The organism is Streptomyces kanasensis (assembly GCF_043077165.1).
Lineage (GTDB): Bacteria > Actinomycetota > Actinomycetes > Streptomycetales > Streptomycetaceae > Streptomyces > Streptomyces changanensis.
Genome location: NZ_JBIBSF010000008.1, coordinates 390,409 through 411,815, shown reverse-complemented (window position 1 = coordinate 411,815; position 21,407 = coordinate 390,409). Strand labels below are relative to the sequence as shown.

The following is a 21,407-nucleotide window of genomic DNA, read 5'->3' as shown; positions in this document are numbered from 1 at the left end:
TCTCACCCGTAAGAGAACCGTGAGCAACCGTTTCCCCCGGCCGCACGTCAAGTTGAGGGAACGGGGCGGACAATGTGAGTCCCCGCACCCCGCGGCGACGGCCATTCCGATGGCGTACAAACGGCGCCCGTCCGGTTGCTCCACCCTTTCGTACCACCCATAGACTGAACCTCCAGCAGGTGGTTACACGCTCGAAAGGCGCTCTCGTGTCCATCGGCAACGCCCCCGACGGCAACTCACCCGAAGACGACCGCCCCTCGCCCCCCGCGAGTGACGGGCCATCGATCGGCCGCACGCTCCACCAGGCCCGCGTCGACGCCGGCCTGACCGTCGAAGAGGTCAGCAACTCCACCCGGGTGCGCGTGCCCATCGTGCACGCCATCGAGGAGGACGACTTCTCGCGCTGCGGCGGCGACGTCTACGCCCGCGGACACGTGCGCACGCTCGCACGGGCCGTCGGGCTGGACCCGTCCGCCCTGGTCGCGCAGTACGACGCGGAGAACGGCGGCCGCCCCGCCCCCACCCCGGCCGGCCCCATGTTCGAGGCGGAGCGCATCCGCCCCGAGCGGCGCCGGCCCAACTGGACCGCCGCCATGGTCGCCGCGATCGTCGCGGTGGTCGGCTTCGTCGGCTTCACCCTCTTCGGCCGCGGCGACGGCGGCGGCACCCAGCACGTGGCCGAAGGTCCCGCCCCGTCCCGCTCCGCCCCCCAGGCCCCCAAGCCGGTGAAGCCCAAGCCGACGCCGGCCGCCTCCGACAGCGCGATCGCGGCCGTCCCCCGGGACAAGGTCACGGTCAAGCTCACCGCCGTCGACGACAAGAGCTGGATCTCGGCGAAGGCCCGGGACGGCAAGCTCCTCTTCGACGGACTGCTCCTCAAGGGCGACACCAAGACCTTCCAGGACGACGAGCGGCTCGACCTGATCCTCGGCAACGCCGGCGCGATCGAGCTCTTCGTCAACGGCAAGAAGGTCGAGGACGAGTTCGCCACCGGCCAGGTCGAACGGCTGTCCTACACGAAGGGTGATCCGCAGGTGGGCTGAGCCCGCCCCGGCCGCGCCCGCCCGCTCCGTCTCGCCCGGTCCCGGAGCGAGCCCGGTACCGGACCGTGACCGGCCCGGACCCCATCCGTCGCAGGCCCCGCCCGTACCCCCGGCCACCGGGGGCACGGGCGGGGCCTGCGACGGTCGGGACGGGGTGCCGGACCTGCGCGCGGGAGGGGCTCCGGGGACGAAGTAGTCTTGAGTCCATGCCCGAACGCCGTACCGTCGCCCTTGTCACTCTTGGCTGCGCCCGTAACGAGGTGGACTCGGAGGAGCTCGCAGGCCGCCTGGCAGCGGACGGCTGGCACCTCGTCGAGGACGCCGCGGACGCCGATGTCGCCGTCGTCAACACCTGCGGCTTCGTCGAGGCCGCGAAGAAGGACTCCGTCGACGCCCTGCTCGAAGCGAACGACCTGAAGGACCACGGCAGGACCCAGGCCGTCGTGGCCGTCGGCTGCATGGCCGAGCGGTACGGCAAGGAGCTCGCCGAGGCCCTGCCCGAGGCGGACGGAGTGCTCGGCTTCGACGACTACGCCGACATCTCCGACCGCCTCCAGACGATCCTCAGCGGCGGCGTCCACGCCTCGCACACCCCGCGCGACCGGCGCAAGCTGCTGCCGCTCAGCCCCGTGGAGCGCCAGGGCGCCGCCACGGCCGTCGCCCTGCCGGGCCACGGGGCCGCCGGGTCCGCCACCGAGGCGCCCGAGGCCCCCGCCGACCTGCCCGAGGGCATCGCGCCCGCCTCCGGTCCGCGCGCGCCGCTGCGCCGCCGCCTGGACACCAGCCCCGTCGCCTCCGTGAAGCTGGCCTCGGGATGCGACCGCCGCTGCTCGTTCTGCGCGATCCCGTCGTTCCGCGGCTCCTTCGTCTCGCGGCGCCCCAGCGACGTGCTGGGCGAGACCCGCTGGCTCGCCGAGCAGGGCGTCAAGGAGATCATGCTGGTCTCCGAGAACAACACCTCGTACGGCAAGGACCTCGGCGACATCCGCCTCCTGGAGACGCTGCTGCCGGAGCTCGCCGCCGTCGACGGCATCGAGCGCGTCCGCGTCAGCTACCTCCAGCCGGCCGAGATGCGCCCGGGCCTCATCGACGTGCTGACCTCCACCGAGAAGGTCGTGCCCTACTTCGACCTGTCGTTCCAGCACTCCGCCCCCGCCGTGCTGCGCGCCATGCGGCGCTTCGGCGACACCGACCGGTTCCTGGAGCTGCTGGACACCATCCGCGGCAAGGCGCCGCAGGCCGGCGTGCGGTCGAACTTCATCGTCGGCTTCCCCGGCGAGACCGAGGCCGACTTCGCCGAGCTGGAGCGTTTCCTCGTCCACGCCCGCCTCGACGCCGTCGGCGTCTTCGGCTACTCCGACGAGGACGGCACCGAGGCCGCGTCGTACGACGCCAGGCTGGACCAGGAGGTCGTGGACGAGCGCCTCGCCCACCTGTCCCGGCTCGCCGAGGAGCTCACCGCCCAGCGCGCGGAGGAGCGGATCGGAGAGACCCTGGAGGTACTGGTCGAGTCGGTCGAGACCGAGGACGTCGACGAGGACGAGTACGCCGGGGCCGGCCGTGCGGCGCACCAGGCGCCCGAGACGGACGGCCAGGTGCTCTTCGCCCGGGGCGACGGACTCGCCGTGGGCCGTATCGTCAAGGCCGAGGTCGTCGGCACGGAAGGCGTCGACCTGGTGGCCGAGGTAGTCGAGGAGGCGGGCAGATGACCGGAGTCCCGGCGTCCGCCACAGGCGGCTCGGGGAGGAGGGCACCCGGCGGGAAGCTGGGAGCGGCGGCCGTGAACCAGGCCAGCCTGTGGAACATCGCCAACATCCTGACCATGATCCGGCTGGTGCTCGTCCCGGCGTTCGTGGTGCTGCTGCTCCAGGACGGCGGGTACGACCCCGCATGGCGCGCGTGGGCCTGGGCGGCGTTCGCCGTCGCCATGATCACGGACATCTTCGACGGGCACCTGGCCCGTACGTACAACCTCGTGACGGACTTCGGGAAGATCGCCGATCCGATCGCGGACAAGGCGATCATGGCGGCCGGGCTCATCTGCCTGTCCGGCCTCGGCGACCTGCCCTGGTGGGTGACCGGGGTGATCCTCTTCCGCGAGCTGGGCATCACGCTGCTGCGGTTCTGGGTCATCCGGCACGGGGTCATCCCGGCCAGCCGCGGCGGCAAGGTGAAGACGCTCGCCCAAGGCGCCGCGGTGGGCATGTACGTCCTGGCGCTCACCGGCCCGCTGGCCACCCTCCGCTGGTGGGTGATGGCCCTCGCCGTGGTCCTGACGCTCGTCACGGGCCTCGACTACGTGCGCCAGGCCGTCGTCCTGCGGCGCCGGGGGCTGGCCGCCGAGCGGGCCCTCGCGAGTGCCGTGCCGGTGGAACCCGCGGGTACGGCCGGGCCCGCCGCCTCCGTCGAACCCGCCGGGTCCGCCGGTCCGGCCGCGCCCACTGCTGTCCCTGACCCCGCTGCGTCCGCCCGTCTCGCGGATCCTGCGGATCCCGCCGGCCCGGCTGCCTCCGCCGGACCCGCCGGACCCGCCGCGTCGAGTGCTCCGGAGCCGCCCCGGTGAGACGGGCGGTACGCGAAGGAGAGCCGGCACGGGCCGCGGCCGGGCGCCCGGCCGACGGTCCGGGGACGGCCTCCGCGGCGGCGCGCGTCCTGGGTCTGCTCGCCGAGCGTGACGAGAGCCTCGCCGTGGCGGAGTCACTCACGGGTGGTCTCGTGGCCGCCGAGCTGACGGCGGTACCCGGGGCCTCCCGCACCTTCCGCGGGTCCGTCACGGCCTACGCGACCCCGCTGAAGCGGGATCTGCTGGACGTCGACGCCGGGCTGCTGGAGCGGCGCGGCGCGGTCGACGCGGACGTGGCACTGCAGATGGCGCGGGGTGTCCGCAGTCGGCTGGGCGCCTGCTGGGGGGCCGCCACCACGGGCGTGGCAGGCCCGGAACCGCAGGACGGGCAGCCCGTGGGCACGGTGTTCGTCGCCGTCTGGGGACCGCCCGACAGCACCGCCGGGACCGGGAAAGTGGCCGCACTGAGGTTGAACGGCGACCGTGCGGAAATCCGTAGGGAGAGCGTACGGAGCGTGCTGGAGCTCCTCATGGGCGAACTCTCGGAGAATGCGCGGGCAAAGGATACGGAACAGAACGGGGAGAATTGATGTTTGCAGCCCTGAGTGAACACGACATCGCTCCCCGCACGGCCGCAGCACGAGGCGGTACGGTGGGGCGTGAAGGATGCGGCTACGCGGTCCGAGGAGGGAGCCACCGATGATTCTGCTCCGTCGCCTGCTGGGTGACGTGCTGCGTCGGCAGCGCCAGCGCCAGGGCCGTACTCTGCGCGAAGTCTCCTCGTCCGCCCGAGTATCGCTCGGCTATCTTTCCGAGGTGGAGCGGGGGCAGAAGGAGGCTTCCTCCGAGCTGCTCTCCGCTATCTGCGACGCGCTGGACGTACGGATGTCCGAGCTCATGCGAGAGGTGAGCGACGAGCTGTCGCTGGCGGAGCTGGCGGAATCGGCAGCGGCGAGTGAGCCGGTGCCCGCGCCAGTACGTCCGATGCTCAATTCTGTGTCCGTGACGTCGGTGGCGGGTGTGCCGACGGAGCGGGTGACCATCAAGGCACCCGCCGAGGCGGTCGACGTCGTCGCCGCCTGAGACCCCGATCCCGCCCGGACCAGTCCGGATTCGCAGGATCGACGTTTGAAGCCAGGCCCTGGTCGGTACCCGAGGTACTGACCGGGGCCTTCGCTTTGCATCCTTTGCAGCGAATGCCTGTTTTGTGCACTGTGTGTCATGGTGAACGTGCGCACGGAATGGAGGATTCGCATGGCTGTCGTCAAGAGTTCGCTGTCCGAGGCCGACCGCAAGGTGGTCGGTGAAGCCCTGCAGGGCGCGCTGGTGGACCTCGTCGACCTGTCGCTTGTCGCGAAGCAGGTCCACTGGAACGTCGTCGGCCCGCGTTTCCGGTCGATCCACCTGCAGCTGGACGAGGTCGTGACGACCGCGCGGACCCACTCCGACGTCATGGCCGAGCGCGCGTCCGCCCTGGGCATCAACCCCGACGGCCGGGCCGCCACCGTCGCCTCGGGCAGCGCCATCGCGTCCGTCCCGACCGGCTGGATCCAGGACGGCGACGCCGTGCGGATCCTGGTGGACGCCCTCGTCACCGTCATCGAGCGCATGCGTGAGCGCATCACCGTGACCGAGGAGCCCGACCCGATCACCCAGGACCTGCTGATCGGACTGACGGGCGAGCTGGAGAAGCACGCGTGGATGTTCCAGGCCGAGAACGCCTGATGCGCACCACCAGGGCAGGGAGCCGTCCCGCCGCGGGCGCCCCGGGCACGACGCCCGGGGCGCCGCGCCGCGGGGTCGCGGCACCGCGAGCGGGGCACGGGGCGCCGGACGCGCCGGTGATCGCTCCGGTGCGCCCTGCCGCCTGGTGATCGGCCCGGTCTAGCGTCGACCGGAGGAGGCGGCCATGGTAGGGCGACGGGTCCCGCTGCCGGCGCTCGCGTCGGCGCTCGTACTGGGCGGGCTGTGGTGGTGGGCGGTGCTGCGCCTGGCCCTCGTACCGGAACAGGTCGGGATCGTCGAACAGGCCGCCGCGGCGAGCGGCTGGGGCCTGAGCCTGCTGCCCGTGCACGTCACCGCCGCGCCCGGCGCCGCCCGCGGAGCCGGACGGCGCCCCCGCTGGCGGACCCTCGTGCGGGAGTCGTTCCCCGAGGCCCTGCGCGGCGTCGTGTGGGACGTCGTACGGGCCCTCGGCCGAGGAGGACCGCGGCGGGCGCGCGAGGAGCGGAGCGAGGGCCCGGGAGGTCCGGAGGGCCTGGAGGGGCCGGGGGTCCGGGAGCTTCGCCGGGAACGCGGAGAGCCGGTGGGCGCCCTGGGTGAGGCCGTCGAGCGGCCTGATGAGCGCCGAGCCGGCCACGGGGACGGCGGGTAGCGAGGAACGGCCGTGGTCGGCGCCGCGATCGACGGTGTGGCGCCGCGTCAGCGGTGGCCGGGCGGGGCTCCGCCAGGCCGGTGGCGCCGGGTCAGTCGGTGGGCGCCGGGCCGGTCTGGCAGCCGGGGCACCAGTAGGAGACGCGGTCGCGCGGATCGTCGTCCGCGCCGTGCTTGCGGATCGGGGTCCCGCACCGGTAACAGGAGCGGCGCAGCCGACCGTAGACGTACAGGCGGCGGTCGGGCCGGTCGCCCGGCATGGTCCGGCGGTCGAAGCGGTGCTTGTTCGCCTCCAGGAGGCGGTGCGCCGTCGCGACGAGCCGCTCGGGCACGCCGGTCTCCAGCTCCCCGACGGGCAGCCACGGCGTCACCCGCGCCAGCCAGGCGAGCTCGCACTTGTAGACGTTGCCGATGCCGGCGAGGTTGCGCTGGTCGAGCAGCGCTTCACCGAGCGGGCGCGCCGGGTCCGCGACGACACGGCGCACCGCCTCCTCGAAGTCCCAGTCCGGGCCCAGCAGGTCCGGCCCGAGGTGGCCGACGACGGTCGGCTCGTCCACCGTCCGCAGCAGGTCCAGCACCGGCAGCCGGTAGCCGACCGCGGTCTGCTCGGCGGTGCCCAGGACCGCGCGGATCTGGTGGTCGGGACCGCCGCGCCAGCGCTCGCCCGCCGTGAACAGCCGCCAGGAGCCGTCCATCCGCAGGTGCGAGTGGAGGGTCAGGCCCCCCTCGATCCGCGTCAGCAGGTGCTTGCCGCGCGAGGTGACGTCGACGACCGTGCGCCCGGTGAGGTCCACCGTCGCCAGCTTCGGCACCCGCAGGTCCGACCGGGTCAGCAGGCGGCCGGCGAGGGCGCCGTGGAGGCGGTGGGCGGTGAGCCAGATCGTGTCTCCTTCGGGCATGGGTCCATGATGCTCGGGCCCGGCCCGTCCACACCCGTACGCGGCGCGTCCGCGTCGCGGTCCGTTCCCCGCCGGCAGGTCGGCGCCACGCCTTCGCGACGTCTCCACGTCCCTACGAGTACGGGCCCGCCAGGCTTCGGTCCGCAGGCGAGGCGTACGGGGCCCGCCGGACACGCACGCGCCCGTACGAGGCCCGCTACGCGCGCAGGCGCAGACCTCGCGGCGTCGCGTGGAAGCCCGCCGCCTCCAGGGCGCGGGAGAGCGGGGAGGTCAGGGCGGCCGTGCCGTTGATCCGCTCCACCGTGACCGTGCCCAGCGCGCCGGCGCGGGCGGCCGCGGCGAGCTCGCCCGCCGCGGCCTGCAGGGCGGGTGCGTCCGGATCGGTGGCCCACGACAGCAGCGTCTTGCCGCCGCGCTCCACGTACAGCGTCAGCTCGCCGTCGACCAGCACCACCAGGGAGCCGGCCTTGCGGCCCGGCTTGTGCGAGGCGCCGTCCGGCGGCTCCGGCCAGGACAGGGCGGCGCCGTACGCGTTGGCCGGGTCGGCGGCGGCGAGCACCACCGCCTGCGGGGCGGTGGTGCCGTCGGCGCGGTCCCGGGCCGCCGCGGCGGCCCGCAGCCGGTCCACGGCACCGTCCATGGCGAACTGTGCGGCGCCCAGGCCCTCCACGACGTACCCGCGCCGGGCCTGGCCGCTGTCCTCGAACACGGACAGGACCCGGTACGTGGCGGAGAAGCCGCCCTCGACGCCCTCGGCGGCCACCGCTCCGCGCGTGACGACGCCGTGCCGGTCGAGCAGGGTGCGGGCCAGGGCGTGGGCGCGGTGCGTGGGCTCCGGCTCGGTGGGCGGCAGCAGGGACCAGCGGCCGCTCACCGTGGGCGGGCCGGAGCGGGACGCGGTCCGGGCCGCCGCCGTGAGCGTGCCGTACCGGCCGCGGGGGACCGGGCGTCGCGCGCGGTGCGCCGTGGAACCCGCCGTGCGGCCCGAGCCGAGCATGGCGCGCAGCGGGGCCAGGGTGTCGTTGGTCAGCCGTCCCGACCAGGCCAGGTCCCACACGGCGTCGGCCAGGGCGGGGTCCGTGGCCTCCGGGTGCGTGGTGGCGCGGACCTGGTCGGCGATCTGGCGGAAGAACAGCCCGTACCCGCCGGACAGGGCCGTGAGCACCGACTCGTGCAGCGCGGTCAGCTCCAGCGGGTGGGGCGGCGGGAGGAGCAGGGGCGCGGCGTCGGCGAGGTACAACGACACCCAGCCGTCCTTGCCGGGCAGGGCGCCCGCGCCCGCCCAGACGACCTCGCCGGTGGTCGTGAGCTCGTCGAGGAGGGTGGGGCTGTAGTCGCGGACGCGGGACGGCAGGACCAGCCGCTCCAGCGCCGACGCGGGCACGGGGGCACCCTGCAACTGCTCGACCGCCCGGGCCAGGCCGTCGAGGCCGCGCAGGCTGCTGCCGCCCACGTGCTGCCACTGGGGCAGGAACGTGGCGAGGGCGGCGGGCGCCACCGGCTCCAGCTCCTGGCGCAGCGCGGCCAGGGAGCGGCGCCGCAGCCGGCGCAGGACGGTGGCGTCGCACCACTCCTGGCCGATGCCGGAGGGGTGGAACTCGCCCTGTACGACGCGGCCGCCCGCGGCGAGCCGGTGCAGGGCCCCGTCGGTGACGGCCGTGCCGAGGCCGAACCGCGCGGCGGCGTCCGCGGAGGTGAACGGGCCGTGCGTGCGGGCGAAGCGCGCCAGGAGGTCGCCGAGCGGGTCCTTCACCGGTTCGGTGAACGCCTCGGGGACACCGACCGGCAGGGCCGTGCCGAGAGCGTCACGCAGCCGTCCCGCGTCCTCCACGGCGGCCCAGTGGTCGGCGCCCGCGATCCGCACCCGGATCGTCCGGCGGGTCGCCGCGAGCTCCTGCGCCCACGCCGGGTCGGCGCCCCGCTCGGTCAGCTCGGCGTCGGTGAGCGGGCCCAGTACGCGCAGGGCGTCCGCGACCGCCTCGGCGTCCTTCAGTCGCCGGTCGTCCGTGCGCCACCGCAACTCCCGCTCCAGCTCGGCCAGGACCTCGGGGTCGAGCAACTCGCGCAGCTCCGCCTGGCCCAGCAGCTCCGACAGCAGCCGCGAGTCGAGCGACAGGGCGGCGGCGCGGCGCTCGGCGAGCGGCGAGTCGCCCTCGTACAGGAACTGCGCCACGTAGCCGAAGAGGAGCGAGCGGGCGAACGGCGACGGCTCGGGCGTCGTCACCTCCACCAGCCGCACGCGCCGCGCCTCCAGGTCGCCCATCAGCTCCTTCAGGCCCGGCACGTCGAACACGTCCTGCAGGCACTCGCGGACGGCCTCCAGGACGATGGGGAACGAACCGAACTCGCTCGCGACCTCCAGGAGCTGCGCCGCGCGCTGGCGCTGCTGCCACAGGGGCGTGCGCCGGCCCGGGGTGCGCCGGGGGAGCAGCAGCGCACGGGCCGCGCACTCCCGGAAGCGGGACGCGAACAGCGCCGAACCGCCGACCTGTTCGGTGACGATCCGGTCGACCTCGGCGCTGTCGAACACGACGTCGCTGGCGCCGATCGGGGACTGCTCGCTGTCGTACTCCGGTCCGCCGCCCGGCGCGGCCGGCGCGGCCGGGTCCTGGTCGAGGAAGTCCAGGCCCATCAGGTCGGCGTCCGGCAGGCGCAGCACGATGCCGTCGTCGGCGTGCATGACCTGCGCGTCCATGCCGTACCGCTCGGCGAGGCGGGCGCCGAGCGCGAGCGCCCACGGGGCGTGCACCTGCGCTCCGAACGGCGAGTGCACGACGACGCGCCAGTCACCCAGCTCGTCACGGAACCGCTCCACCAGGATCGTCCGGTCGTCGGGGACGTGCCCGCAGGCGCGGCGCTGCTCGTCGAGGTATCCCAGGACGTTCTCCGAGGCCCACGCGTCGAGCCCCGCGGCGGTCAGCCGCAGTCGCGCGTCCTGTGGCGTCAGCGAGCCGATCTCCCGCAGGAACGCCCCGAGGGCGCGGCCCAGTTCGAGCGGGCGGCCCAGCTGGTCGCCCTTCCAGAACGGCAGCCGGCCCGGCACGCCCGGCGCGGGCGACACCAGCACCCGGTCGCGGGTGATGTCCTCGATCCGCCACGACGACGTGCCGAGCGTGAACACGTCACCGACGCGCGACTCGTACACCATCTCCTCGTCGAGCTCACCGACGCGGCCACCGCCCCGCTTGGGATCGGCGCCGGCCAGGAACACGCCGAACAGGCCCCGATCGGGGATGGTGCCACCGGAGGTGACGGCGAGCCGCTGGGCGCCGGGGCGCCCGGTGATCGCACCGGTGATCCGGTCCCACACCACGCGCGGCCGCAGCTCCGCGAACGCGTCGGACGGGTAACGGCCGGCGAGCATGTCCAGGACGGCCGTGAACGCCGACTCGGGCAGCGAGGCGAACGGGGCGGCCCGCCGCACCAGGGCCAGTAGGTCGTCGTAGCTCCACGTGTCCAGCGCGACCATCGCGACCAGCTGCTGGGCGAGCACGTCCAGCGGGTTGGCGGGGACGCGCAGCGACTCGATGGCGCCCTGGCGCATCCGCTCCGTCACCACGGCCGACTGCACCAGGTCGCCCCGGTACTTCGGGAACACCACACCCCGCGACACGGCGCCCACCTGGTGCCCGGCCCGGCCCACGCGCTGCAGCCCGGACGCGACCGACGGCGGTGACTCCACCTGGACGACGAGGTCGACCGCGCCCATGTCGATGCCCAGCTCCAGACTGGACGTCGCCACCACCGCCGGCAGCCGGCCGGCCTTCAGGTCCTCCTCGACCAGGGCCCGCTGCTCCTTGGAGACCGAGCCGTGGTGCGCCCGCGCCAGCAGCGCGGGAGCGCCCTTCGCGGCACCGGACTGGGCCATCAGCTCCGCCGGGGAGGCGTCGGCGGGCAACGGCTCGCCCGTCGCCCGCTCGTACGCGATCTCGTTGAGCCGATTGCACAGGCGCTCCGCGAGCCGCCGCGAATTGGCGAAGACGATCGTCGAGCGGTGCGCCTGGACGAGGTCCGCGATCCGCTCCTCCACGTGCGGCCAGATGGACGCCTTCTCGGCGGGCCCGCCCCCGCCCCCGCTGTCGGCGGCGGGGGCGCCGCCGAGTTCGCCCAGGTCCTCGACGGGCACCACCACGGACAGGTCGAACTCCTTGCCCGAGGGGGGCTGGACCACCTCGACCCGCCGCTGCGGCGACAGGAACCGCGCGATCTCGTCCACCGGCCGGACCGTCGCCGACAGGCCGATGCGGCGCGCGGGGCGGGGCAGGAGCTCGTCCAGCCGCTCCAGGGAGAGCGCGAGGTGGGCGCCGCGCTTGGTGCCGGCGACGGCGTGCACCTCGTCGAGGATGACGGTCTCCACGCCCGCCAGCGCGTCCCGGGTGGCCGAGGTGAGCATGAGGAAGAGCGACTCGGGCGTGGTGATCAGGATGTCCGGAGGGCGCGTCGCCAGCGAGCGCCGCTCGGCGGCCGGGGTGTCGCCCGAGCGGATGCCGACCCGCACCTCCGGCTCCGGCAGCCCCCGCCGCACGGCCTCCTGCCGGATGCCCGTCAGCGGACTGCGGAGGTTCCGCTCGACGTCGACGGCGAGGGCCTTGAGCGGTGACACGTACAGGACGCGGCAGCGCTTCTTCGCGTCGGCGGGCGGCGGCGTCGACGCGAGCCGGTCCAGGGCCGCCAGGAAGGCGGCGAGCGTCTTGCCGGAGCCGGTCGGCGCCACGACCAGCACGTCCGACCCGGCGCCGATCGCCCGCCAGGCGCCCTCCTGGGCGGGCGTGGGCGCGTCGAACGCCCCCGTGAACCAGCCGCGGGTCGCGGGGGAGAAGGAGTCGAGTGCGGTCCCGGCCATGCCCACCATCGTGCACCGCGCCACTGACAAAGGCCGTCCACGCGGCGGACACGCAGGTCAGGAAGGGTGGGCCGGGACGCAGAATGGAGTCATGGGGAGCAATCAGGGCGGCGACCGGACCGACGAGTGGGCCAGGCACTGGCAGTACCCGGGCGTGCCCGGGCTCGACCTGCTGCGCGCCCGCTACGTCCGCCACTCCTTCTCCCGCCACAGCCACGAGGGGTACGTCCTCGGCGCGGTCCGCCGGGGCGTCGAGGACGTGGTGCTGCCGGACGGCACGATCCAGGCCCGCCCCGGCACGGTCGTGATGATCAACCCGGAGGTGCCGCACTCCGCGCACGCCGGGGTGCCCGAAGGCTGGTCGTACGCGACGCTCTACCCCTCGTCGCGGCTGGTCGCGGGCATCGCCGAGGAGGAGACCACCCTGCGCGGCACCGTCGCGTTCGCCGAGACGATCGTCGAGGACGAGAGCACGGCGCGGCTGGTCCGGGCCGTGCACCGGGCGGCCGAGGAGGGCAACGCCCTGGCCGCCGACACCGTCCTGCGCGTCGCCGTCGCCCGACTCCTGCGCCGCCACGGCCGCAGCGCCCCGCCCCGCACGCCCCTCGTCGCCGGGGCCCGCGCCGCCGCCACCGCGCGCGAGGTGCTCCTCGACCGCATGGCCGCGCCGCCCTCCCTGGAGGAGCTCGCCCGGGAGCTGGACACCAGCCCCTTCGCGCTGCTGCGGGCCTTCAAGGCGGCGTACGGGATGCCACCCCACACATGGCTCACCAACGCGCGCGTACGGGCCGCCCGCCGCCTCCTGGAGGACGGTACGGCACCCGCCGCGGCGGCCGCGGTGGTCGGTTTCAGCGACCAGCCGCACCTGAACCGGCACTTCACCCGCATCGTGGGGGTGCCGCCCGGCGCGTACCAGCGTGAGCGTGCAAGAACGTACAAGACCGGTCGGCAGGGGCCGCCGTAGCGTCCCGGGCGTGGCAGAACGAAACACATCAGCAGCACGTCGCGCCGGTCCGCCCGGCGCACCGCCCGCCGGGCCGAGCGGTGCGGAGCCGCGTGCGGTCGAGCCGCTTGCCATGGGGCCGGACACGGTGGGCTCGCGTGGCGTGGGGCCCGACGCGGTGGGCTCGCGTGGGGTCGGCTCGGACGTGGTGGAGCCGGAGACGGGGAAGCCGGGCAGGGCCGTCGTGCGGGACTCCCTCGGTGTGGGCGTCGCCGTCGGACTCTCCGGCTTCGCCTTCGGCGTGACCTCGGTCGGCGCGGGCCTCGACCTCCTCCAGACCTGTGCCCTGAGCCTGCTCGTCTTCACCGGCGCCTCGCAGTTCGCCCTCGTCGGCGCGCTCGCCGCCGGCGGCAACCCCTTCACCGCCGCCGCGGGAGCCTTCTTCCTCGGCGCGCGCAACGCCTTCTACGGACTGCGCCTGTCGCAGCTGCTGGCGCTCCCGCGCGCGGTGCGCCCGTTCGCCGCACACTGGGTGATCGACGAGACCGCCGCGGTGTCCCTCGCCCAGCCGGACCGCCGCGCCGCGCGGATCGGCTTCACGGTCACCGGCCTGACCCTCTACGTGCTGTGGAACCTCACCACGCTCCTCGGCGCGCTCGGCGCCGAGGCCATCGGCGACACCGCCGTCTGGGGCCTGGACGCGGCCGGGCCCGCGGTCTTCCTCGCCCTGCTCGCCCCCATGCTGCGGACGGCCACGGAGCGGGCCGTCGCCGGACTCGCGGTCCTCCTCGGGCTCGGCTTCCTGCCGGTGCTGCCCGCCGGGGTGCCCGTGCTCGTGGCGGCGCTGGCAGCACCCGCCGTGCTGTGGCTCAAGGGACGCGGGGAGGCCGGACGATGAGCGGGACCGGGATCTGGCTCGCGATCGGCCTGACGGCCGTCGGCTGCTACCTGCTCAAGCTCGGCGGACTGCTGGTGCCGGCCGAGACCCTGGAGCGCCCGCTGGTACGGCGCCTGTCGGGGCTGCTGCCGGTGGCCCTGCTCGCCGCGCTCACCGCCCAGCAGACGTTCGCCTCCGGGGGTGCGCTGGTCCTCGACGCGCGGGCGGCCGGTATCGCGGCGGCCGCCCTCGCCCTGCTGCTGCGCGCGCCGTTCCTGGTGGTCGTCGCCGCGGCCGTGGTGGTGACGGCGGGGGTCCGGGCGCTGGGCGCCTGACCGCCCGCGCCGCGCGGTGCCGACCGTGCCGGTCGGGCATGCCGTGCCGACCCGGTACGGCACGCCACGGGGCGGCCGGGCTCGTGCCGGTGCCGGCACCGGTCAGTCGACGGTGCGGCCGTGGGCCCGCAGGGTGCGCAGGGCTTCGATCGTGACGGCCGGGCGGGCTTCCAGGGCCGTACCGGGGGCCCACTGGCGCCAGGTGACCGGCCAGCCGCCGTCTTCGTCCTGCCGGGCCGCCAGGTGGTCCAGGGAGCGGGCCATCTCCGCGTCGGTGAACCAGCCCCGGGCGAAGGAGTCCGGCACGCGCGCGTAGTCGTGCGGGAAGTGGTGCTCGCCCGGCGCGTACCCGGGTGCCGTCGGGTACGCGTCGACGCGGTCCGGCTCCAGCACCGCGAGCCGCCGCTCCCGCACCACGCGCCCGAGCCGGTCCGCCGCGGCCTCGGCCCGGGTGCGGTCGGGGACGCCGTCGAGGAACGCCACGGCCGCCTCCACCTCGTACGGGTGGGACCGCCCCTCCTCGATGATCGAACCCACCGCCGCCCAGCAGAAGTCGGTCGCCCGGAACAGCCACGCGTGCCACACCTGGTTGCGGTGGAGCAGCCCCACCACGGGGCCCGTGGCCAGCAGGTCGCTGGGCGGGTCGTCGACGACCGGGACGAACGGCGCGACGGGATGGCCACGGACGGACGGGTGGACGGCGGGCAGCGCCCCGTCGTACGTCGACACGGAGGTCAGGTACCGGCAGACGCGCTCCACGCGCCGCCCGCCGCACCGGCCGATCGAGTCGAGGATCCGCAGCGCGTGGGCGGTGTGCAGCGGTTGGCTGACCGGCCCCCGTACGTCCGGTTCCAGGGCGTACCCGTAGCCGCCGTCGTCGTTGGCGTACGGGGCGAGGGCGGTCTCGACGGCGTCTGCGCCCCCACCGAGGAAGTGGTAGGCGAACCGGCGCTGTTCGAGCACGCGAGCCGTGAGCCAGATGAACCGCTCGGCCCGCGCAAGGGGAGTTCCAGCCATGTGTCGACCCATGTCCCGACCGTAGGGCGTGAACGGCTGCCGTCGGGGCGCGGGGACCGGGCAGCACTCTCAGGAGCGCGATACTGGACGCATGCGGTTGACGATTTTCTGGGAGCGGATGGCGGACCACTTCGGCGCGGCGTACGCCGAGTCCTTCGCCCGCGACCACGTGATGTCCGAACTGGGCGGCCGGACGGTGTACGAGGCGCTGGACGCCGGCTGGGAGGCGAAGGACGTGTGGCGCGCCGTGTGCGCGGCCGTGGGCGTCCCCGCCGACAAGCGCTGACCGGAGCTCCGGCGTCCGGTCCGCCCCCGGACCCCACCGGGCCCCCGGCCCCGGGCCACGGTGGCCGGTCCCCGGTCCCGGGCCCCCGGCCGTCCGGCCGGCCCGGGTCCGTCCGTCGGTCGCCGGTACGTCCACCAGCCGTCCACCAGCCGTCCGCCGACCGTCCGTGGCCGGTTGTCCACAGGGCCACGGCGGGTTGTCGCAGCGGTGAGCGACACTTGCCCCGTGGCCCCGACTGACGAGACCCAGAACCCCAGCCCCGACCCCGAACCGTCCTCCCACGGGGCTCCCCGACCCGATCCCACCGTCGCCCCCGCCACCGGCCCGGCTGCCACCCCGGGGGCAGCGGCCCCCACGGCCGCCGACGACCCCGCGGCCGCCGGTGCCGGCGGGACCAAGACCGTGCGGGGCGCGGCCTCACCGGCCCCCGCGGCGGCCGGTACGACGGCCGGCGCCGGGAGCACCGGTGCCCCGGCCGGCTCGGCGGGTCCGACCGGGGCACCGGTGCTCCCGGCGCGCATGCCCCGCTGGCTGCCCCGCGCCATGGTGCTCGCGCTGGCCCTCTACGCCTGCTTCCAGTTGGGCAGCTGGGCCTTCCACCAGCTCATCGGGCTGCTCGTCAACATCCTGATCGCGTTCTTCCTCGCCCTCGCGGTCGAGCCCGCCGTGGGCCGCATGGCGGCCCGGGGGATGCGCCGGGGCCTGGCCACGATGCTGGTGTTCCTGGGCGTCCTCGTGGTGGGCGTGGGCTTCGTCGTCCTGCTGGGGTCGATGCTCGCGGGCCAGATCGTCAGCATGGTCGACGACCTGCCCAAGTACCTCGACTCGTTGATCAACTGGAGCAACCAGACCTTCGACACCAAGCTGTCCAGGGTCGCCGTCCAGGACAGCCTGTTGCGCTCGGAGTGGCTGCGGAAGTACGTGGAGAACAGCGCGAGCGGTGTGCTGGACGTCTCCACCACCGTCCTCGGGGGCCTCTTCAAGCTCCTGACGATCTTCCTGTTCTCGTTCTACTTCGCCGCCGACGGTCCCCGGCTGCGCCGCGCCCTGTGCTCCGTGCTGCCCCCGGCGAAGCAGGCGGAGGTCCTGCGCGCCTGGGAGATCGCCGTCGACAAGACCGGCGGCTACATCTACTCGCGCGGGCTGATGGCGCTCTTCTCCGGCCTGGCCCACTTCGTCCTGCTGGAGTTCCTCGGCGTGCCCTACGCGCCGGCGCTCGCCGTGTGGGTCGGCCTCGTCTCGCAGTTCCTGCCGACCATCGGCACATACCTGGCGGGCGCCCTGCCGATGCTCATCGCGTTCACCGTCGCCCCCTGGTACGCCCTGTGGGTGCTGGCGTTCGTCGTCGTGTACCAGCAGTTCGAGAACTACCTGCTGCAGCCGAAGCTCACCGCGAGGACCGTGGACATCCACCCGGCGGTCGCCTTCGGCTCCGTCGTGGCGGGCACCGCGCTCCTGGGGGCCGTCGGCGCGCTGATCGCGATCCCCGCGGTCGCCACCCTGCAGGCGTTCCTCGGCGCCTACGTCAAGCGGTATGCCGTGACGGAGGACCCGCGTGTCCACGGGCACCGCAGGCACGGCGAGATGGTCCTCGCCCGGGTGCAGCGGGCGCTGCGCGCCAGCGGCCGGGACGGGACGCCGCCGGGCGGCGCCTGACCGGCGCCGCCGCCCGCGGAGCGGTCCACCGGCGTCACAGGTACGACGGCCCGGTCACGCGCCGGCGGAAGGCGTGCCAGGTCCACGCCTGGACGGCGACGAGCAGCGGCGTGACCACGAGCAGGGCGGGGACGAGCAGGGCGAGGGTGGCGCCGTCCGCCGCCGACCGGGCCAGCGGCAGCGACGACCCGGCGGCCACCGGCAGCGCCGCCATGAGGACGGCCGTGAGCGCGAACGACTGCCAGGGACGGGTCCGCCCGACGAGCCGCCGGGCCCGTTCGAACGGCGGGCCGGTCAGGCGGACGGCCGCGAAGCCGGCCCCGTGCGCCGCGAACAGCGCGGCCACGGCGAGGGCCGCGACCAGCGCCGCCGCGCCGCTCGCGGGCACGTGGGGCGTACCGGCGAGCAGCCCGGCCAGCAGCCGGCCCCAGGACAAGGCCACCACCCAGCTGCCGCACACCGTGGCGCCGTCGCACACGGCCCGCCAGACGGGCCCCGCCCGGCCCGTCACGCGCCCGCGCGACCACAGCCCCGCGTCCCGGACCATCCAGCCGGCCAGCAACGGGACGACCACCGTGAACTGGCCGCTGAGCACCTCGCCCTCCAGCACCGGGAAGCAGCCGATGAACACGCCCGCAGTGGCGACCAGCCACACCTCGTTGCCGAGGAGGAACGGCGCGAAGGACGCGACGACCAGTCGGCGCTCGTCGTCCGAGCGGCCCAGGTGGGGCAGGAGCATCCCGGTGCCGATGTCCGCACCGGCGAGGACGAAGTACCCGGCGGCGTAGAAGCCGAGCAGGGTGATGGCCAGGGTGTCCACGGACAGCTCCTCGGGGTCGGGGTCAGTAGCGCGGCGCGGGCAGGGCGTCGGCGGGGTCGTCGGAGTCACCCGGACCGCCCCCGTCGCCCGGTCCATTCCCGCAGCCCGGTCCGCCCGCCCGGCCGTCCGGTCCGCCGGGGGTGCCGTCCGACCCGCCCGGTCCGCCCGCCCGGCCGTCCGACCCGCCCGGGTCGCCGTCCGGCGCCGCGCCCGCGCCGCGCTCGTCGCGGCCCAGGCCCATGTCCACCGGGCCGCGCCGGGCGAGCCGCACCAGCAGCCAGGCGTTGACGGCGGCGAGCAGCGCGAAGAGGGCGGTGAAGAGGACCAGGGAGGCGCGCATCGCGGTGGGGGAGAGGTCGGAGACCGCGTCCTCCGTCTTCAGCAGCCCGTACACCACCCACGGCTGGCGGCCCGCCTCGCGGAACACCCAGCCGCTGGTCATCGCCACGTACGGCAGGGGCACCGCGGCGATGAGCGCCACGTGCCACAGCCGAAACCGGAGTACGACCGTCCGGAAGCACGCCAGCACGAACCCGGCGAACGTGAAGTACAGCATCAGCGCGAAGACGATCAGCATCACCAGGGCGCCGCCCCGGGTCCACGCCTCCGACGGGACGTAGTCGCCCGGCCCGAAGGTCGCCGTCAACTCCGCCTGCAACCTGGCGATCTCCGCCCGGTCGCCCTCGAACACCGCCGCCTTCACCGGCTGGACCGTGGCGAGCGAGGACAGCTGGAGGCCACCGAGAACCGCCGTGGCCAACAGGGCGGGGAAGGACAGGAACACCCCGACGCGCAGGCTGCGGCCGAAGAACTCCCACTCGGCCGTCCGCCGGAACAGGTGGTAGGCGCTCACCCCCGCCATGAAGAAGCCCGCCGTGAGCAGTGCCCCGGCCGCGATGTGGCCGAAGGCCAGCAGCGCGCTCGGGTTGGTCAGCACCGCGACCGGGTCGTCGAGGACCAGCCGCCCGCCCGCCACGCGGTGTCCCACCGGGTTGTTGAGGAAGCCGTTCGTGACGAGGATCCAGTAGGCCGAGGCGTACGCGGTGAGGGTGACGATCCAGATCGCCGCGAGGTGCGCCCAGCGGCCCAGCCGGTGCCAGCCGAAGATCCACAGGCCGAGGAAGGTGGACTCGACGAAGAACGCGACGATCGTCTCCACCGCCAGCGACGCCCCGAGGACGTTGCCCGCGTGGTGCGTCAGACCGCTCCAGCTCAGCCCGAACTGGAACTCCATCACGATGCCCGTGACGATCCCGACGGCGTAGTTGACGACGTACAGCTGCCCCCAGAACCGCACCAGGCGCGCGTCCAGCGCGCGGCCCCCGACCGTCGCCTTCGTCTGCAGGCACGCGACGACGGTCGCGAGGCCCAGCGTGAGGGCGACGAACAGGAAGTGGCCGCCGGCCGTGAGCGCGAACTGCAGCCGGGCGAGGTCGAGGACTTCCGAGGCGTCTGGTTCCACACGGCCAGCCTCGGCGTACGACCCGGGCCCGGTCGTCACCCCACGGTCGTCGGTCGCCGTACCCCACGGGTTGCGCCCGGCCCCGCGCGCGTACCCCCCTGGTTGCGGCCCGGACCGGCATCCCGCGCGCGGGTGGGGTCCGCGAGCAGGACCACCGCTCTCAGGGCCCCCTGGCCCTGCCCCCCTGGCCCTTCCCGTTGCCCCTGACTCTGATCGGGGAGTACGGGTAGGGGGCGTCGAACAGGCGTCAGGCGAGCCAGCCGGGCGTGATCATCCCCGACTCGTAGGCGAGGACCACCAACTGCGCCCGGTCGCGGACGGCGAGCTTCGTCATGATCCGGCTCACGTGCGTCTTGGCGGTGGCGGGCGAGAGGACCAGTCGCCGGGCGATCTCGTCGTTCGACAGGCCGGCGCCGACCAGGCCCATGACCTCCCGCTCCCGCTCGGTCAGCGCGTTCAGCCGCGGGCTCGGATCCGGCTGCCGGGCCCGGCCCGCGAACTCGGCGATCAGGCGGCGGGTCACGGCCGGTGCGATCAGCGCGTCGCCGCGCGCCACCACGCGCACGCCGTGCAGGAGTTCCATCGGCTCGGTGTCCTTCACCAGGAAACCGGACGCCCCCGCGCGCAGCGCCCCGTACACGTGGTCGTCGACGTCGAAGGTGGTCAGGATGACCACGCGCACATCCGTCAGGCGCGGGTCACCGGTGATGCGACGCGTGGCCTCCAGGCCGTCCATGCCCGGCATCCGGATGTCCATCAGGACGACGTCCGGGCGCATCTCGTGCGCGAGGGCGACGGCCTGGTCGCCGTCCGCGGCCTCGCCCACGACCTCGATGTCCGCCTCGCCGTCGAGGATCGACCGGAACCCTGCCCGTACGAGGTTCTGGTCGTCGGCGAGCACGACGCGGATCATGCGGTCCCCCTGGTGGCGGTGTCGGTGGTGAGCGGCAGCCGGGCCGAGACCCGGAACCCCCGGTCGGTGTTGCCCACGGTGAGCTCGCCCCCGAAGGCCCTGGCGCGCTCGGCCATGCCCTGGACGCCGCTGCCCGGGGACGGCCCGTCGGGCGAGCCCCCGCCGTCGTCCTCGACGCGCAGACGCAGCTCGTCCGGGGTCCACGCCAGGGTCACCACGACGGTGCTCGCGCGGGCGTGCCGGGTCACGTTCGTCAGCGACTCCTGCACGATGCGGTACGCCGCCAGGTCCAGGGCCGGCGGCAGCGGCCGCGCGGTGCCCTCGGTGCGGGTCACGACCGTCAGCCCGGCGGCACGGGTCCGCTCGGCCAGTTCTCCGAGCCGTTCCAGTCCGGACACGGGTGCGGTCGGCGCCGGCTCGTCGGCCCGGCGCAGCGCCACGAGCGTGCCGCGCAACTCCCGCAGGGCGTCCTTGCTGGTCGCCTTGACGGCCTCCAGGGCCTCCGTGGCGGCGGGCAGCGCCTCGGCGGGACCGGGGCCCTTGGCCAGCCGGTGCAGTGCGGCGCTGGACTGGACGTTGATCAGCGAGATGCTGTGGCCGAGGACGTCGTGCACCTCGCGTGCGATGCGCAGCCGCTCCTCCGTGGCGCTCTGCCGGGCCCTGGCTTCCTGCTCCCGCTCGGCCGCCAGCGCCCGCTGCTCCACCTCGTGGAGGTACGCCAGCCGGGTGCGCTGTGCGCGGCCCACGGCGACCAGGCTGATCAACCAGCCCGCGAGCATCACGAGGGACGTGTCGTCGATCTGTCGGCGGCCGGGCCCCTGGCGGATCTCACCGACCCCGACGGCGAGCAGCGTGACGGAGGCCAGCGCGACGGCGGCGGCGAACCGGCCCTCGGCGGCGGTCGTGTACAGGGCGAGCGCGAAGGTGACCAGGAGCGGACCGTCGTACGTGCTCGTCGGGTAGTAGACCGCGCAGACGGCGAGGGTGACCGCGGCGACGGCGACGGGCGCGCGGCGCCGGAGCACGAGGGACCCGCAGCCGACCGCCACGAGCGCCCAGCCCAGCGCCGTACGGCCCGACGGCTCGCTCTCCTCACCCGCGGCCACGGAGACGGCGGTCCACCCGACGACGAAGAGGGTGACGACCGCGGTCAGTACCAGGTCGGCCGTCCTCACGGCGGGCGGCGCGATGTCCTCGGCGTCCCTCGGGGCGTCGGGCGGCGAGGCCGACCGCACGGACGTCCGAACGCGGCGGACGGGGGAGCGGAGGGGCATGCCAGGAAGGATAGGCGCCACCACGGAGGCGGCGCGGTGGTGGCGCGGGTGCGTGCCGGGGCAGGTGGTGCGGCGGTGGCACGGGGTGTGGCGGGGTAGGCGG

19 protein-coding genes are annotated in these 21,407 nt (G+C 74.7%); 12 read left to right on the top strand and 7 right to left on the bottom strand.

The annotated features are described in order from the left end of the window. The first annotated feature begins 206 nt into the window (after positions 1 to 206). The 7 genes from ACF053_RS21755 (at position 207) to ACF053_RS21725 (ending at position 5,980) form a co-directional block, all read left to right on the top strand. Positions 207 to 1,043, top strand: coding sequence for a helix-turn-helix domain-containing protein (locus tag ACF053_RS21755; RefSeq protein ID WP_391955418.1), 837 nt, complete (start codon positions 207 to 209; stop codon positions 1,041 to 1,043). Between the two features lie 206 nt (positions 1,044 to 1,249). After that, positions 1,250 to 2,752 (top strand): 30S ribosomal protein S12 methylthiotransferase RimO, encoded by a 1,503-nt coding sequence (gene rimO, locus ACF053_RS21750; RefSeq protein WP_391955417.1) that lies wholly within the window; start codon positions 1,250 to 1,252, stop codon positions 2,750 to 2,752. Beyond that, entirely contained in the window at positions 2,749 to 3,606 is an 858-nt protein-coding gene (gene pgsA, locus ACF053_RS21745; RefSeq protein ID WP_391955416.1) for a CDP-diacylglycerol--glycerol-3-phosphate 3-phosphatidyltransferase, read from the top strand. Before rimO ends, pgsA begins: the two co-directional genes overlap by 4 nt. Further along, positions 3,603 to 4,196, top strand: coding sequence for a CinA family protein (locus ACF053_RS21740; protein WP_391955415.1), 594 nt, complete (start codon positions 3,603 to 3,605; stop codon positions 4,194 to 4,196). Before pgsA ends, ACF053_RS21740 begins: the two co-directional genes overlap by 4 nt. Positions 4,197 to 4,305: 109 nt before the next feature. Then, positions 4,306 to 4,689: a helix-turn-helix domain-containing protein gene (locus tag ACF053_RS21735; protein WP_019889909.1), complete on the top strand. Its 384-nt coding sequence runs from the start codon at positions 4,306 to 4,308 to the stop codon at positions 4,687 to 4,689. 171 nt (positions 4,690 to 4,860) lie between these two features. Then, positions 4,861 to 5,331 (top strand): Dps family protein, encoded by a 471-nt coding sequence (locus tag ACF053_RS21730; protein WP_058944288.1) that lies wholly within the window; start codon positions 4,861 to 4,863, stop codon positions 5,329 to 5,331. A gap of 184 nt (positions 5,332 to 5,515) precedes the next feature. Next, positions 5,516 to 5,980 carry a hypothetical protein gene (locus tag ACF053_RS21725; protein WP_391955434.1) on the top strand — a complete coding sequence of 155 codons (465 nt, stop codon included), beginning with the start codon at positions 5,516 to 5,518 and terminating at the stop codon, positions 5,978 to 5,980. A 91-nt stretch (positions 5,981 to 6,071) separates the two neighbouring features. On the opposite strand, the gene ACF053_RS21720 is transcribed toward ACF053_RS21725, so the two are convergent. Both ACF053_RS21720 and ACF053_RS21715 read right to left on the bottom strand, forming a co-directional pair. After that, the gene (locus ACF053_RS21720; protein WP_391955414.1) at positions 6,072 to 6,878 is read right to left on the bottom strand and encodes a DNA-formamidopyrimidine glycosylase family protein; all 807 of its coding nucleotides are present in this window, start codon (positions 6,876 to 6,878) and stop codon (positions 6,072 to 6,074) included. 196 nt (positions 6,879 to 7,074) lie between these two features. Further along, complete coding sequence (locus tag ACF053_RS21715) at positions 7,075 to 11,721, bottom strand: Lhr family ATP-dependent helicase (RefSeq protein WP_391955413.1); 4,647 nt, start codon at positions 11,719 to 11,721, stop codon at positions 7,075 to 7,077. A gap of 91 nt (positions 11,722 to 11,812) precedes the next feature. Here ACF053_RS21715 and ACF053_RS21710 point away from each other — a divergent pair, with 91 nt between their 5' ends. The 3 genes from ACF053_RS21710 (at position 11,813) to ACF053_RS21700 (ending at position 13,876) form a co-directional block, all read left to right on the top strand. Beyond that, complete coding sequence (locus ACF053_RS21710) at positions 11,813 to 12,685, top strand: AraC family transcriptional regulator (protein ID WP_391955412.1); 873 nt, start codon at positions 11,813 to 11,815, stop codon at positions 12,683 to 12,685. Positions 12,686 to 12,797: 112 nt separating this feature from the next. Next, positions 12,798 to 13,562 carry an AzlC family ABC transporter permease gene (locus tag ACF053_RS21705; protein ID WP_391955411.1) on the top strand — a complete coding sequence of 255 codons (765 nt, stop codon included), beginning with the start codon at positions 12,798 to 12,800 and terminating at the stop codon, positions 13,560 to 13,562. Beyond that, positions 13,559 to 13,876: an AzlD domain-containing protein gene (locus ACF053_RS21700; RefSeq protein WP_391955410.1), complete on the top strand. Its 318-nt coding sequence runs from the start codon at positions 13,559 to 13,561 to the stop codon at positions 13,874 to 13,876. Before ACF053_RS21705 ends, ACF053_RS21700 begins: the two co-directional genes overlap by 4 nt. A gap of 102 nt (positions 13,877 to 13,978) precedes the next feature. On the opposite strand, the gene ACF053_RS21695 is transcribed toward ACF053_RS21700, so the two are convergent. Continuing rightward, positions 13,979 to 14,893, bottom strand: a complete 915-nt coding sequence (locus ACF053_RS21695; protein ID WP_391955409.1) for a hypothetical protein — start codon at positions 14,891 to 14,893, stop codon at positions 13,979 to 13,981. A 91-nt stretch (positions 14,894 to 14,984) separates the two neighbouring features. Here ACF053_RS21695 and ACF053_RS21690 point away from each other — a divergent pair, with 91 nt between their 5' ends. Continuing rightward, positions 14,985 to 15,179, top strand: coding sequence for a DUF3046 domain-containing protein (locus tag ACF053_RS21690; RefSeq protein WP_058944293.1), 195 nt, complete (start codon positions 14,985 to 14,987; stop codon positions 15,177 to 15,179). Between the two features lie 519 nt (positions 15,180 to 15,698). After that, positions 15,699 to 16,835 carry an AI-2E family transporter gene (locus ACF053_RS21685; RefSeq protein ID WP_391955432.1) on the top strand — a complete coding sequence of 379 codons (1,137 nt, stop codon included), beginning with the start codon at positions 15,699 to 15,701 and terminating at the stop codon, positions 16,833 to 16,835. Between the two features lie 34 nt (positions 16,836 to 16,869). Here ACF053_RS21685 and ACF053_RS21680 read toward each other — a convergent pair whose 3' ends face one another. The 4 genes from ACF053_RS21680 to ACF053_RS21665 all read right to left on the bottom strand — a co-directional run bounded on the left by ACF053_RS21680 (position 16,870) and on the right by ACF053_RS21665 (position 21,304). Then, a complete protein-coding gene (locus ACF053_RS21680) occupies positions 16,870 to 17,655 on the bottom strand; it encodes a cytochrome d ubiquinol oxidase subunit II (protein WP_391955408.1) in 786 nt (261 codons plus the stop codon). A 22-nt stretch (positions 17,656 to 17,677) separates the two neighbouring features. Continuing rightward, complete coding sequence (locus ACF053_RS21675) at positions 17,678 to 19,117, bottom strand: cytochrome ubiquinol oxidase subunit I (protein WP_391955407.1); 1,440 nt, start codon at positions 19,115 to 19,117, stop codon at positions 17,678 to 17,680. 247 nt (positions 19,118 to 19,364) lie between these two features. After that, a complete protein-coding gene (locus tag ACF053_RS21670) occupies positions 19,365 to 20,030 on the bottom strand; it encodes a response regulator (RefSeq protein WP_391955406.1) in 666 nt (221 codons plus the stop codon). Continuing rightward, on the bottom strand, positions 20,027 to 21,304 hold the full coding sequence (locus ACF053_RS21665) for a sensor histidine kinase (RefSeq protein WP_391955405.1): 1,278 nt from the start codon (positions 21,302 to 21,304) through the stop codon (positions 20,027 to 20,029). The genes ACF053_RS21670 and ACF053_RS21665 overlap by 4 nt, the downstream gene beginning before the upstream one ends. Positions 21,305 to 21,407 lie beyond the last annotated feature (103 nt).

Coding starts and splice junctions, on each gene's coding strand:
- ACF053_RS21670 (WP_391955406.1), bottom strand. CDS start 20,030: ATGATCCGCGTCGTGCTCGCCGACGACCAGAACCTCGTACGGGCAGGG.
- ACF053_RS21665 (WP_391955405.1), bottom strand. CDS start 21,304: ATGCCCCTCCGCTCCCCCGTCCGCCGCGTTCGGACGTCCGTGCGGTCG.
- ACF053_RS21705 (WP_391955411.1), top strand. CDS start 12,798: ATGGGGCCGGACACGGTGGGCTCGCGTGGCGTGGGGCCCGACGCGGTG.
- ACF053_RS21720 (WP_391955414.1), bottom strand. CDS start 6,878: ATGCCCGAAGGAGACACGATCTGGCTCACCGCCCACCGCCTCCACGGC.
- ACF053_RS21690 (WP_058944293.1), top strand. CDS start 14,985: ATGCGGTTGACGATTTTCTGGGAGCGGATGGCGGACCACTTCGGCGCG.
- pgsA (WP_391955416.1), top strand. CDS start 2,749: ATGACCGGAGTCCCGGCGTCCGCCACAGGCGGCTCGGGGAGGAGGGCA.
- ACF053_RS21715 (WP_391955413.1), bottom strand. CDS start 11,721: ATGGCCGGGACCGCACTCGACTCCTTCTCCCCCGCGACCCGCGGCTGG.
- ACF053_RS21735 (WP_019889909.1), top strand. CDS start 4,306: ATGATTCTGCTCCGTCGCCTGCTGGGTGACGTGCTGCGTCGGCAGCGC.
- rimO (WP_391955417.1), top strand. CDS start 1,250: ATGCCCGAACGCCGTACCGTCGCCCTTGTCACTCTTGGCTGCGCCCGT.
- ACF053_RS21725 (WP_391955434.1), top strand. CDS start 5,516: ATGGTAGGGCGACGGGTCCCGCTGCCGGCGCTCGCGTCGGCGCTCGTA.
- ACF053_RS21700 (WP_391955410.1), top strand. CDS start 13,559: ATGAGCGGGACCGGGATCTGGCTCGCGATCGGCCTGACGGCCGTCGGC.
- ACF053_RS21695 (WP_391955409.1), bottom strand. CDS start 14,893: ATGGCTGGAACTCCCCTTGCGCGGGCCGAGCGGTTCATCTGGCTCACG.
- ACF053_RS21730 (WP_058944288.1), top strand. CDS start 4,861: ATGGCTGTCGTCAAGAGTTCGCTGTCCGAGGCCGACCGCAAGGTGGTC.
- ACF053_RS21710 (WP_391955412.1), top strand. CDS start 11,813: ATGGGGAGCAATCAGGGCGGCGACCGGACCGACGAGTGGGCCAGGCAC.
- ACF053_RS21685 (WP_391955432.1), top strand. CDS start 15,699: ATGCCCCGCTGGCTGCCCCGCGCCATGGTGCTCGCGCTGGCCCTCTAC.